Source organism: Idiomarina sp. UBA3176 (assembly GCF_002364295.1).
GTDB classification, from domain to species: domain Bacteria; phylum Pseudomonadota; class Gammaproteobacteria; order Enterobacterales; family Alteromonadaceae; genus Idiomarina; species Idiomarina loihiensis.
Genome location: NZ_DEXU01000017.1, coordinates 84,027 through 96,140 on the forward strand (window position 1 = coordinate 84,027; position 12,114 = coordinate 96,140).

Here is a 12,114-nt window from a genome sequence, read left to right on the forward strand (position 1 = left end):
TGCCCATGCAACTGACGATAAAAGCTAAAGTATTTTCCCTGGCTCTAATACCTCCGGTACTCATCGCTGTATTCTTAACCTGGTATAACTTGTCTCAGTCGACGACCGTCGGCCAAAACGCGGTTGAAGAGTTCACTGCGCAAATGGAAAAAGACAGTCGAGAGGAGCTTTCTAACTATCTGGAGTTAGCATTTACTTCTATCCAGCACCTTGTAAAAGACACTTCTCTGGGCTCGTTACAGGAAAGACAAGAACGCGCAAAGCAAATACTACGGCAACTACGTTTTGATGACTCTGGTGATGTGGGTTACCTCTTTGTTTATGACCGTCAGGGTGTCAGTGTTGCTCATGGCGTTAATCAAAGCCTTGAAGGTAAAAACCTGTTCGACTTTCAGGACCCTAATGGGGTTTACCTTATAAGAAAGCTTATTGAAGAAGCAGAAGGCGGTGGCGGCTTCGTCAAATATGACTGGCAGAATACTCAGCAGCAAGTCAATCCTAAACTCGGTTACGCCAAGCTACTAAACGAGTGGAACTGGGTAATAGGTACTGGCTTTTGGACAGCCGGAATGGAGCAGGAAGCCGCCAGAATTGAAAATAATGTTGATGAAGCACTAGCCGACGCCGTTGTTGAAACCATCGTTGCGTCAATTATTGCATTGCTGATTATCGCCGCGCTGGCGTTGTTTGTGGTCAAAGGAATTACACGACCACTGCGTAACGCCCTTAACGCTATGGAAAGAATTGCAAAAGGTGACGGTGATCTCACCCAGCGCCTCGATACGACCAGCAACGATGAAATGGCCGATCTTGGGCAGGCCTTTAACGATTTTGCCGACCAGGTTTCCGATATGGTAACCAATATCCGTCATTCTGCGAGCTCCGTCAGCCGCTCCACTCAAAAGCTCGACAAAGTTCTGATTGACGCTCGCGAGGGAGTAACCGAGCAGCAGGCAGAAAGTGAGCAGGTGGCAACCGCCATTAACGAAATGTCGACGGCCTCTCATGAAGTCGCCCGTAGCGCCAGCGAAGCGTCATCAGCAGCTGAACAGGCAGAAGAATTGGTTCATTCAAGTAATCACCTGCTGACCAAAGCCGTTAATGTCATTCACGGTCTGGCAGAAAAAGTGGAAAATGGTGCATCAGAGGTTGAACAGCTTAACGCGCACTCAGCGAAAATTGGCTCCGTGCTTGATGTTATTCGAGGCATTGCTGAACAGACCAACTTACTGGCGCTTAACGCGGCAATAGAGTCGGCTCGTGCAGGTGAAGCTGGCAGAGGTTTTGCCGTTGTTGCCGACGAGGTTCGCACTCTGGCAAAACGAACTCAGGACAGCACTCACGAAATTGAATCGATGATAGAGCAACTGCAGCAAGGCAGTAAAAAAGTGTCCAGCGTCATGGCTTCAATAAAAGAAGGTAGTGAAACCAGTGTCGCTGAAGCAGCTGAAGTGGAAAACGCTTTGGCGAAAGTTCTGGAGGCGGTAAACACCATTAACACGCAGAACGCTCAAATTGCGACTGCAGCGGAAGAGCAAACATCGGTTTCGGAAACCATAAACCAAAATATGACCGCAATTGTCGATATTGCGAAGCAAACCGCCGATGGCACTCAACAGGCCGGAGAGCATATGAAAGAGCTTAGTAACACTGCGGCACAACTTGAGAACAACGTTAAGCGGTATCGTGTTAGCTAAGCTTAATCGCCTTGCCTTCTTCCATCGCGGGTAAGTCAAATAGACGACACAGTGTCTGCCCTAAATCGGCAAAACTGTGTCGTTTCCCCCGGTTACCCGCCTGCACGTTTTGACCCGACAGTAATAAAGGAATAAATTCACGGGTATGATCGGTTCCCTGCCAGGTGGGATCACAGCCATGATCGGCGGTTAATACCAAAACATCATCCGGTTTCATTGCCGATTCAATAACAGGCAACCATTGGTCAAACGTTTCCAGTTCCCGGGCATAGCCATCAATATCCCGCCGGTGTCCGTATAAGGTGTCAAAATCCACTAAATTGGTAAAAATTAATGTGTTCTCCGGGGATTTCTCCATTGCGTTTAATGTGGCCGTTAAAAGCCCGTTCAGCCCCGAGGCTTTGACCGACTCGGAAACGCCCTGCCCGGCAAAAATATCCGAGATTTTACCGATAGCAATAACCTTGCCGCCTTTATTTTGAAGCTTATCCAGCACCGTCGGCTTAGGTGGTAAAACAGAGTAGTCTTTTCGATTGGCTGTACGCTCAAAGTTGTCCGCTTTATCGCCAACAAACGGACGTGCAATAACGCGACCAATATTATATGGCTCTATAAGGGCCCTAACCTTCTCGCATACCTGATATAAACGCTCCAGACCAAAATGTTCTTCGTGCGCGGCAATTTGAAACACGGAATCGGCAGAGGTATAAAAAATAGGATAACCGCTACGAATGTGCTGCTCACCTAACTGCTTTAGGATTTCAGTGCCCGAAGCATGGCAATTACCAAGATAACCGTCGAGTTCGCAGGCCTTAAGAATTTGAGTTAACAATTCATTGGGAAAACTGTTCTCTTCATTGAGGAAATACCCCCATTCGAAGTGTACGGGAACGCCCATTAACTCCCAGTGACCAGAGGGTGTGTCTTTTCCCGACGAGAGTTCTGCGGCACAGGCATAAGCACCATAAGTTTCCACTTCGTGAAAACCTTTGGCATAGGTGCCTGTCGCTTCTTTATGAGCTTTAGCTAAACCCAGCCGGGTAAGGTTAGGTAACTGCAGGGGTTGTCCGTGCTGATACCTGTATTCCGCGATATGGCCAAAAGTATCAGCGCCTTCATCACCAAACTTATCAGCGTCGGGGGCTGAACCAATACCAAACGAATCTAATACCAGAACAATGGCTCTGCTCATTCAGTCTCTCCGGCTATGCGCTCATAGATAACAGAGTCGGGCTCCGGCGGGGTAGAGGAAAAACTCAAAGCTTTCAGTATGCTGTCAGCAGCCTCTTGCCAGTCCGACTCGTTACTGGCATGCACTGTTGCAATGACACTCTCTGAGTCCACTTTCGATCCAACTGTCAGGATATCGGTCATACCAACGCTTAAATCCAATTTATCATCAGCTTTGCGCCGGCCTCCACCTAAACAGACAACCGCCATTCCCAATTCTCTTGTATTCACTTCCGATAAATATAGCCCATGATACTCGGCGGGAAGCTTTAACGGTTTTCTCAGGTTTGCCTGGGGCAGGTACTGGTCGCTTTTTTCCAGAAAGTCGTGAGGTCCACCCAAAGAACCGACCATTTTGGCGAAACGTTCCGCCGCCAAACCGCTTCCCAGTACGTTTTCAACCATAACCTCAGCTTGGTCAGTACTTTTAGCCAAGTTTCCCGACACCAGCAACTCAGCAGATAAGGCTTTTGTTACCTGATGCAGGCGTTTATCTCTGCGCTTTCCCGTTAAATAATCGACGGCTAACTGAACCTCAACCGCATTACCGGCAGCTGAACCTAATGCCTGATTCATGTCAGTAATAAGCGCCGTGGTTTCTACTCCCAGTTTCCGGCCAACACTAACCAGACTCTGCGCTAACTCTCTCGACTCATCGTATCCTGGCATGAATGCACCGTTACCGGCTTTAACATCCATAACCAAACCATCAAGGCCTTCAGCCAGCTTTTTTGCCAGAATAGAAGCTGTAATTAACGGAATCGACTCCACTGTCGCGGTCACATCGCGCGTTGCGTAAAAGCGGCTATCAGCTGGTGCCAGACGCCCTGTTTGCCCAATAATGGCAACACCAGCCTGCTTAACCGTGTCGCGAAAGCGCCGATTATCCGGCGCGGTCTGATAGCCGGGGATGGCGTCAAATTTATCCAGCGTACCGCCAGTATGTCCCAGACCACGCCCCGAAATCATCGGAACATAGCCACCACAGGCTGCGACAATAGGACCCAGCATTAAACTAACGACGTCACCGACACCGCCGGTTGAGTGCTTATCCAATACCGGACCATTTAAATTGTCCTGTCGCCAGTCAAGAACATCGCCGGAATCTCTCATAGCAACGGTTAAAGCTGTTTTTTCCTGCGCCGACATACCGCGAAAATAAATAGCCATAGCCAACGCAGCTATTTGCCCCTCACTGACGCTATCATCGCAAATTCCGTTAACGAACTGCTGAATATCGGTGTCGGATAAACTTACAGCGTCACGCTTTTTGCGAATAACTTCTTGCGCCAAAAACATAAACTTAAACCTTAACCAAAAGGCTTTGGAGATCCTGCAACAGGCTACTGGCTCCGATGCGGAAATTATCAGCTGTGACCCAGTCCTCACCCATAATCCGCTCGGCTAACTCAATATACTGAACCGCATCATCCAGAGTCCCGATTCCGCCTGCGGCTTTAAAACCACAATCTGTTTGACTGGATTTAATGACCCCCAGCATAGCTTCCGCCGCTTTCAAGGTGGCATTTATCGATACTTTTCCGGTTGAGGTTTTAATAAAGTCAGCGCCGTTAGCAATAGCTAACTCACTAGCCAGAACAATTTTATCGTGTTGCTGAAGCTCACCTGACTCAATAATGACTTTTAGCTGAACAGAATCGCCGCAAATATCCTTGCACTCTCTTACCAATTCAGCCGGGGTGCTCTCATCACCCTGCAATAAAGCAGCATAAGGCAGGACCACGTCAACCTCGTGCGCTCCGGCCGCTATAGCTCGCTCGGTTTCTGCTGCGGCGCGGGCGACATTGGTACTGCCATCAGGAAAGTTAGTAACCGTAGCGACTTTGGTATCCAGCCCCTGCTCGTTGAGAAACTGGCGAGCCAACGCCACCCATTCAGGGAACACACAAACCGCAGCGACACTCTTTTTATTTATCGAGGCACGTTGGCATAAGTCTTCAATAACCTCTCGGGTATCATCGTTATTCAACGTGGTTAAATCCATAAAGGACAAGGCCTGTAGTGCCCGTACCTGTTGTGTTGATGGCATAATTACTCCATTTGGTTATTAGCTTTCCCAACGCATAACTAAAGCGTCTTCACGCCCGTCGGCGGCTGGATAATAATTGACTCTGCGCCCTACCGTATCAAATCCATTGCCTTCATATAAGCGGATAGCGGCAGCATTGGAAGCACGAACTTCCAGAAACACAACGCAGTGTTTCTTTTCAGCATAGTCTAATAAGTCCTGCATGAGTTTGTAACCAAAGCCCTGCCCCTGAAAGTCAGGATCCACAGCAATATTGTGCAACGTCAACTCATCGGCAACTAACTGGCTAATAGTAAAACCAATAACCCTTGAGTCGCTCAATAGCCGCCGACAACGATACTGTTCACCATGGCTTTCGCTAAATACAGACCAGGGCCATGGGGTGCGATGTGCTTTCTTTTCGACCGAAAACTCAAGCTCACCGGGTCGAAAATCCTCGATATTAAAGCTTTGCATGTTTAAGTTGTTGCCAGAGAGATTTTTTTGTTTCCACCGGAAATGAACCAGTAAGACTGTCAGTGTAATCGAAACACACATCTGGAGTTTTAGAGGGGGCTTTTATAGCAACCGGGCGTTGCTCGAAGTACAAACAAAGATCATCAAGCCAACCGGGCAAAGAAACAGGCAATTCTCTCTCTCCACGCAAATAGAGAGGGCCCAGACGATAATAAAATACCGGTGCCGACGCACGTTTCTTTTCCCAAATGGGAATACCCATAACTTGTAATGCGGCGCGTTGTTGACTGGTCCATTCTGGGAGCATGACGATTACCGTTGAAAACAGATAAATGCAGTTTACTCAAGCTTGGGAAGGATAGCCAGTTAGAAACTGGCAGGGGCGGAGGGATTCGAACCCCCAACCGTCGGTTTTGGAGACCGCTGTTCTACCAATTGGAACTACGCCCCTAACGCTTGAGCGGAGAATTATACCGACACCCAGTATTCAGACAAGCGATATTTACGGCTTAACCTACTGTTTGCAGATAAATTAAACAATTATGGCTAGGCTTCTGTATCAAAAAGCTCCTCATGAACAATCTGCAGCATCTCATCTACCTTAAACTCATCAATTTGAAAATGCTCAAGTACGCCATCCTGAACATACTGCCATTCTTCTTCTCCGGCCAAACTGCGGGTTCTCAAATCAATTGCGTATCGCGATATCTTTAGTATTCCCAATAAGTCGAGGGTTAAATTGTCAAGTTCACTGGAGTGATTGAAAATTGAACTGTCTTCAAACAAATAATAAATGACTTCAACTACAATTTTCGGCAACTTCCATTGTTGTGCCAACAGCGCACCGATAGTAGTGTGTGAAGTCTGGAAAAGCTCTAGCTCTTTAGCTTGTACCTGCTGCCAGGGAGTACTTTCTGCGGCATTTAGTAAGTCAGCATAATCATCGAACTCAGCCAACATAACCGGTATTCCTGAGCTTTGAAAAAGACCCAGCATATAAGCATGATCTCTCAATTCCGGTCGTCCGATGGCTTCAGCGATCATCACACAGGCCCCGGCAACCCACTCGTTATAACGCCAGAACTCGCTGAGATCATAGTCAGATGTCAAAGCCGACTTAAGAGCAACCGCCCTTACAATCGGAAAAACCCGGCGAAAGCCAAGCGTCATGACGGCCTGCTGAATTGAATCGACCTCTCTTGCTCTGCGGTAAGCGGCAGAATTAACAACCTGTAAAACAGCGGCGGCTATACTCATATCAGCCGAAATAGATTCAGCGATAACGTTGACATCAGGTTCACTTTTTTTGGCTTCACGACTCACAGTTAGCAAAGTTTCGGGGCGCGGTGGAATACTTACTCTTTGTAACAATCGTTTTTCTGCCGTCGTAATTTCTATCGCCATAGAGTCTCCGGGTTGAACCAATGATTTACATGAAATCTTAAAGCATGCGATTATGTCTTAACTTTTTGTCTGGTATAACACTTCAATGCGTTACTTTCGATTTATTCTTTTTAGTTTTAGTATACTTTTCAACGGGCTGGCTCTTGCTTCAGTTGAAGTTGCGGTCTCCGGTGTTGAGGGAGACGAGTACGCCAATGTTATGGCGCTATTACAAATAGCCCGTCTGGATAAAGACAAAAGTTACGCCGACTATAGAGTCCGGTATCTACATAGACAAGCACCTGACGACATTAAAAAAGCACTCCGCCCATATGGATATTATCAGGTTGAAGTGAATGCTCAACTAGAAACCATTGAGGGAGGTTGGTCAGCTGCCTACCAAATTGAGCTGAATGACCCGGTAAAAATTGCTAAAAACATGTGGGAAATTCGGGGCGACGCGGCTGAAGACGAGGCGTTCGAGAACATAATAGAGAATAATAGCCTCAAAGAAAAACAACGTTTTATTCATAGTACTTACGAACAAGTTAAGTCCAGGTTATTGTCATTAGCGAGTCAGCGCGGCTATCACGATGCTCGCTTTATAAAACACAATGTCGAAATTGATGTTGCAGAAAACACCGCTGATATAGAAGTGATTTTTGATTCCGGGAAACGCTACGAGTACGGGCAGGTCACATTCGAACAGGATATACTCGACGACGAACTGCTCCATCGCTTTGTTCCTTTTGAACACGGCGAAGGCTACAACACACAGGAACTCAGTCAATTACAAGTAGCATTAGGTGACAGCGGATATTTCTCTCAAGTTCAGGTCAGTCCGGACTGGGGAAATGCCGAAGAGCACACAGTACCTATCTCTGTCAGCTCCGAGCCTAACTTCAGAAACCAGTATCAATACGGTGTTGGTTACGGAACCGATACCGGAGCTCGTATTAGTGCCAGCCTCAACCGCCGTTGGGTCAATACGCAGGGACACCAACTCAGGGGGATGACACAGTTATCAGAAGTAGAAAGCCGCGTTGGTGCAAACTACATCATTCCGGGTCAAAACCCTCAGTCAGATTATTACCAGATTCGAGCCGAGGCCTCTGATAAAGATAACGAAGGACAAACTAACCGACTATATCGCTTTGGCGCATCCAGCGTTGTTGCAATGGGTAAATGGCAACGCGAGTACGGGTTAAACTGGCAACGCGATGACTTCGAAATTGGCGAAAGTTCGGGAACCAGTCAGTTTTTAATTCCGCAAGCCAGTTGGAACTATGTGACAGCCGATGGAAGGTTAAATATCGACAAAGGCTTTCGTTTTGATGTAACACTAAAAGCAGCAAGTGAAGCAGTTTTGTCTGATGCCGATTTAGCCAGCGTGGAACTTGGCTTTAAAGCCGTTGTCCCTGTTACAGACAATATACGTTTTCTTGCCAGAGCCGAAGCCGGCGCTACCTATATAGATGATTTTAATCAGTTGCCTCCTTCGCTACGTTTTTTCGCTGGCGGGGACAACAGCGTGCGCGGCTACGCTTATGAGCAATTAGGACCAGAAGACGATACAGGAACCATTTTAGGTGGCCGTTATTTGGCTGTTGCCAGCGCAGAAATTGATTATCGCTTTAAGGAAAATTGGCGTGTCGCTTTATTCACGGATATTGGTAATGCCATGATTGAACCTAATGAAAAGCTGAAACAAAGTGTTGGATTCGGAATTCGCTGGATTTCTCCTATTGGTTCGGTTCGTCTGGATTTGGCTCAGGCAATAGATGAGCCAGATAAGCCCTGGCGCCTACACTTTACCTTAGGCCCCGATTTATGAGCATTTATCGTTGGTTGGCCATTACAGTTCTTGTTCTGGTTGTTTTAGTCCCACTAATGGCTATCAGCCTGGTTGGCAGTGAAACTGGCAGCCGCTGGATACTAACTCAGGGACAAAAATATCTATCGGTAGACATCCAGTACAAAGCATTTAATGGAACTCTGCTGAATGAGTTTGAGTTTGAAGATTTTCGTTTTGAAAGCGAAACGTTTTCCTATACACCAAACAAGCTAATCATAAACTGGGATCCGCTAGCTTTGTTGTCCGGTGTTATTCGAATAGATAACATAGAAAGCCTTGGTGGCGAGATCCGTCTTCGTGCAGCTCAGAATTCGAGTCAAAACGCGGATTCTGAAGCTTCTGTTGAAGACATTCAAATTGAGCTGCCTTTAGATGTCAACTTGCGTAACTTGCTGGTTAAGGAAAGCCGTTTTTTTATTTTAGAAACTCCTTCTCAGGAACTAACGATTGAAGCATCAGCCAGAGCTAACGCTGATGGCCAGCTTAATATCAGACAGTTTCGTCTGGAGCACCAATACCTAACCACCGAGATTTCCGGAAAAACTAAATTATCTTATCCTTTTAAAAGTGAGCTCGAAAATAACACCCATTTTCACTCACCAGACTTCCCTTCGCTTAAAGTAAAAACGGAGATAGCTGGCGACATTCGATCTCTGACGACAAATAGTGAACTATCCGAAGGACTTGTCGGTGAAGTTACCGCTAAAATCGATAACCCGCTGAACGAGCTTACCTGGCAGTTTGACAGCAATTGGCAGCAGAATAACCTGAGCCTGTGGTTGGCAAGTGTCGGAGCTGACCAGGTTGAATTGAGTTTTGCCGGAGATATACGTGGAGAGGGTGGAGTAACACAAGCCAGTATCGAGCCCGACATAGCTGTCACAGTTAATCAACAGACAATGGATATCGATGGCTCCGTTAGCTATCAAGACAACATAATAAACTTCGCACCACTCAATGTGCACTCTAGAGGCGATATCCAGGGACAGCTAACCTTGCAGGGAAATGTTTCATCACTATCGACTACTCCGGTAATTGATGCTTCTGTAAGTTGGGAAAAAATAACCTACGAACCGAACGGTATCAGCAGCCACGAAGGCCGGTTACAGGCCAAAGGCGAACTCGATGAGCTTGCAATTAATTTAAGTAACGAACTGTCTGGCGTACTTGAAGAAGACTTACAGCTTGTTACTGAAGCTAAACTTAAGTCTGACAGCCTAAATATCTTAAGCCTGAAACTTACTCATAATGATGAAACTGTCAGTGGCAAGGCTGCTATCAATTGGAAAGACAATTTATCTTTAACTACGGATATTTCGGGTGAATATCAACAGCGGACGGTCAATGCAGAAGCGAAATTGCGTTTGTCAGAGCCCTACTTATTTGTTGACCAGTTTAATGCCAGCTGGGGAGCGCAGTCACTTATCGCTGAAGGGGCGCTTAGCCCTGGCAAAAAGCTCACCTGGCAAGTAACGTCTAAAGATTTAAGCGAGCTTTCTGACGTTAAAGGAGAGGTTGTAGCTACCGGTGATATTAGTGGGCAACTAAACCAACCAGAGTTTAAAATAGGTTTTAATAAATTTAACCTGAAGCACCCTGACTACAATACTGTTAGTTTAAATCAACCTATCACGGTCGTTTTTAACTATGAGGACATCACGTTCAATACAACGCCAGTTTGTCTAAATTACAAAGGGATAGATAATCCCTTCTGCCTTAAGTTAGAACAGCAGGACAAGTTAATAAGTTTCGATGCAGATGCCAGTGAGATTCCGCTGGATTTACTGCAAGCTCTTGTATTACCCGACGTCGCTTACAAGCTAACTGGAGAGGTATCGGCTGAGGTTGTCGGTACATTCGATTATGAAAATATGACGTTAAGGAAGCTTGACGGCGCTATTAACGCGGATAACAGTCAAGTACTGGCTGGTGAAGAAAAAGTTATTTTAAATCAGCTTAACTTAACCGCTAAAAACCGCGACGACGAGGGCATTGATATTGGAATGACAGCGATAGCTGACGAACTCGATTTTAACCTGTCAGGGCAGCTTACTATCGAAAAAGTAGCTCCCGACAGTCCTCTTTCCGGAAAGGTTTCATTAAATTCTAAAAGTTTAGAGTTACTGAATTTATTTGCACCGCAAGTGGATATCGGCAATGGGAGTACTAGCGCAGAACTCAATATTGCAGGTGATTTAAATGATCCAACTGCTTCAGGAAAAGTTAACCTTAATGCAGACAGAATCATTGTATTAGCCAGTGGTACATTAATTACTGAGCTCAATGCAAAACTAACGGCAGACGCAAATGTTGGCGAATTTACGGTTAATGCAGACGGCAAAATAGGTGATGGTGATGTCGCTATTGAGGGGGAGCTCAATGCATTTAAACGAACCGGAAACCTCGTTATAAAGGGTAAAGATCTATTGATTTTAGATACCCCGGATCTTCTCCTTGTTGCATCACCTGATATCTCCCTAAAGCTTGAGAAAGATCTTGTATTCGTCAGAGGGGATTTACATCTACCTAAAGCTCGAATAACACCAGTGAATTTAGATCAAGCTGTCACTGAGTCAGCTGATGTTACTTTGAAAAATGAGTCTAAAGATCCTCCTTTGTTTTCTACTAATACAGATATAACAGTGAGTCTAGGAGAACAAGTTCGCGTCGAAGCTCTAGGTTTTTCAGGTAACTTAAAAGGGAAACTCCAAATTACACAGCAACCCGATTCCGTTGCACGAGGTAACGGCAGTATTGGGGTCGTATCCGGTAATTACGAGATTTACGGACAAAAATTAGCTATTGAACGCGGTGATTTGCTTTTCAATGGGGGGCCTTTAGATACTCCATCCCTAAATCTTAGAGTTACCCGTAATATTGAAAAAACCGGTATCGACGAGCGGCCGCCTGAGACGATAGGAGCCAGAGTTACCGGTACTATAAACCGACCTGAATTAAGCCTTTTTTCAACACCGCCTCTTCCGGACAGTACTATCCTCTCGTACCTGTTATTCGGAAAGCCGCCGGGTAGCCAGGGAGATGCGAATAATCTCGAACTACAGGCTGCACTATTAGTTGGTGGCCGTAGCGCCAAGTTTCTAACTGAAGGCATAAAAGACACTTTTGATTTAGATGAAGTGGCTTTGGATTCTGAAACCAGTGATGTCAATGATACCTCTTTGTATATAGGTAAATACCTCTCTCCTCGTCTGTACGTTAAGTATGGAATTGGCTTACTAGAACCAACCTCTACTTTCATACTGCGCTACACACTGTCTGAAAGACTACTTTTTGAATCCACCTCAACCACTGAAGGTCAAGGTGGCGATTTAATATATACCATCGAAACTAAGTAACTCACCTCGCTTTATCACCAAAGGTTGTTTTGTAGTAGCCTGATGCTCTTGCATCAGGTGGGGAGGTTGGGGGTTAAACCCGGGGTA

The 12,114-nt window shown here is 46.1% G+C and carries 9 protein-coding genes and 1 tRNA gene; 3 read left to right on the plus strand and 7 right to left on the minus strand.

Going from position 1 to position 12,114, the window contains the following annotated elements:
- Positions 1–5 precede the first annotated feature (5 nt).
- Complete coding sequence (locus B2U97_RS06850; protein ID WP_110014290.1) at positions 6–1,697, plus strand: methyl-accepting chemotaxis protein; 1,692 nt, start codon at positions 6–8, stop codon at positions 1,695–1,697.
- Here B2U97_RS06850 and B2U97_RS06855 read toward each other — a convergent pair.
- The 7 genes from B2U97_RS06855 to B2U97_RS06885 all read right to left on the minus strand — a co-directional run bounded on the left by B2U97_RS06855 (position 1,690) and on the right by B2U97_RS06885 (position 6,837).
- Positions 1,690–2,889: a phosphopentomutase gene (locus B2U97_RS06855; RefSeq protein ID WP_114982018.1), complete on the minus strand. Its 1,200-nt coding sequence runs from the start codon at positions 2,887–2,889 to the stop codon at positions 1,690–1,692. The two genes, B2U97_RS06850 and B2U97_RS06855, sit on opposite strands and share 8 nt — an antisense overlap.
- Positions 2,886–4,226 (minus strand): thymidine phosphorylase, encoded by a 1,341-nt coding sequence (gene deoA / locus B2U97_RS06860; protein WP_011235114.1) that lies wholly within the window; start codon positions 4,224–4,226, stop codon positions 2,886–2,888. Before deoA ends, B2U97_RS06855 begins: the two co-directional genes overlap by 4 nt.
- 4 nt (positions 4,227–4,230) lie before the next feature.
- Entirely contained in the window at positions 4,231–4,977 is a 747-nt protein-coding gene (deoC, locus tag B2U97_RS06865; protein WP_011235115.1) for a deoxyribose-phosphate aldolase, read from the minus strand.
- Between the two features lie 18 nt (positions 4,978–4,995).
- A complete protein-coding gene (gene rimI, locus B2U97_RS06870) occupies positions 4,996–5,433 on the minus strand; it encodes a ribosomal protein S18-alanine N-acetyltransferase (protein WP_011235116.1) in 438 nt (145 codons plus the stop codon).
- Entirely contained in the window at positions 5,420–5,740 is a 321-nt protein-coding gene (locus B2U97_RS06875; protein WP_011235117.1) for a hypothetical protein, read from the minus strand. The genes rimI and B2U97_RS06875 overlap by 14 nt, the downstream gene beginning before the upstream one ends.
- 67 nt (positions 5,741–5,807) lie before the next feature.
- Positions 5,808–5,884: transfer RNA gene (locus B2U97_RS06880), tRNA-Trp, on the minus strand.
- Positions 5,885–5,979: 95 nt separating this feature from the next.
- The gene (locus tag B2U97_RS06885; RefSeq protein ID WP_011235118.1) at positions 5,980–6,837 is read right to left on the minus strand and encodes an HDOD domain-containing protein; all 858 of its coding nucleotides are present in this window, start codon (positions 6,835–6,837) and stop codon (positions 5,980–5,982) included.
- Between the two features lie 85 nt (positions 6,838–6,922).
- Here B2U97_RS06885 and B2U97_RS06890 point away from each other — a divergent pair, with 85 nt between their 5' ends.
- Complete coding sequence (locus tag B2U97_RS06890; protein WP_114982022.1) at positions 6,923–8,650, plus strand: autotransporter assembly complex protein TamA; 1,728 nt, start codon at positions 6,923–6,925, stop codon at positions 8,648–8,650.
- 410 nt (positions 8,651–9,060) lie between these two features.
- The gene (locus tag B2U97_RS06895) at positions 9,061–12,027 is read left to right on the plus strand and encodes a translocation/assembly module TamB domain-containing protein (protein WP_286830375.1); all 2,967 of its coding nucleotides are present in this window, start codon (positions 9,061–9,063) and stop codon (positions 12,025–12,027) included.
- Positions 12,028–12,114: the final 87 nt, after the last annotated feature.

Excerpts from the sequence above, each read along its gene's own strand:
- B2U97_RS06850 (WP_110014290.1), top strand. The coding sequence starts at position 6 with ATGCAACTGACGATAAAAGCTAAAGTATTTTCCCTGGCTCTAATACCT.
- B2U97_RS06855 (WP_114982018.1), bottom strand. The coding sequence starts at position 2,889 with ATGAGCAGAGCCATTGTTCTGGTATTAGATTCGTTTGGTATTGGTTCA.
- deoA (WP_011235114.1), bottom strand. The coding sequence starts at position 4,226 with ATGTTTTTGGCGCAAGAAGTTATTCGCAAAAAGCGTGACGCTGTAAGT.
- deoC (WP_011235115.1), bottom strand. The coding sequence starts at position 4,977 with ATGCCATCAACACAACAGGTACGGGCACTACAGGCCTTGTCCTTTATG.
- rimI (WP_011235116.1), bottom strand. The coding sequence starts at position 5,433 with ATGCAAAGCTTTAATATCGAGGATTTTCGACCCGGTGAGCTTGAGTTT.
- B2U97_RS06875 (WP_011235117.1), bottom strand. The coding sequence starts at position 5,740 with ATGCTCCCAGAATGGACCAGTCAACAACGCGCCGCATTACAAGTTATG.
- B2U97_RS06885 (WP_011235118.1), bottom strand. The coding sequence starts at position 6,837 with ATGGCGATAGAAATTACGACGGCAGAAAAACGATTGTTACAAAGAGTA.
- B2U97_RS06890 (WP_114982022.1), top strand. The coding sequence starts at position 6,923 with ATGCGTTACTTTCGATTTATTCTTTTTAGTTTTAGTATACTTTTCAAC.